This window comes from Vibrio sp. 378, from assembly GCF_033339435.1.
On record NZ_JAWOUO010000785.1, the window covers coordinates 1 to 607 of the forward strand.

Below are 607 nucleotides of genomic sequence, written 5' to 3' on the forward strand. Positions count from 1 at the left end.
TTTGCGTGTAAGGGTGTTGTGGGTGATTGCGGATCTCGTAAGCGTGATTGACCTCTACGATCTCACCATGGCGCATGATGGCGATGCGGTCGCACAATTGGCTCATCAAGGCTAAATCGTGGGTGATGAAAAGAACTGAGAAACCAAATTCTTCTCTCAGCTGATAAATTTGTTGCAGGATCTCTCGCTGCACCACCACATCAAGCGCTGTCGTTGGTTCATCCATAATGATGAGCTTAGGGTTTAAAGACAGCGCGATGGCAATAACCAGCCTTTGGCGCATTCCCCCAGAGAACTGGTGCGGATATTCACCCAGTCGATCTCGAGGGATGTTCACCAAATCGAGCAGTTTTTCGGCGCGATCTTTGGCTTGCTCGTTGCTGAGTCCTTGATGATGACGTAGGACGTCTGCAAACTGCTCTTGAATGGTCAGTACCGGATTAAGCGAGTTCATGGCACTTTGGAATACCATGGCGATTTCGCTCCAACGCAGCGCTCCTAGCTCCTTATCGGACAAACGTAAGATGTCCTTACCTTGGAACAGAATTTGTCCGCCAGAGATAAACGCGGGAGGATTGTGCAGACGATTGATCGAACAAGCGATGGT

1 protein-coding gene is annotated in these 607 nt (G+C 49.6%); it reads right to left on the reverse strand.

From position 1 onward, the window contains the following. Nucleotides 1-607 (reverse strand): ABC transporter ATP-binding protein (locus R7Q48_RS28840; RefSeq protein ID WP_318133769.1); only part of this gene is annotated, 607 nt, incomplete at both ends.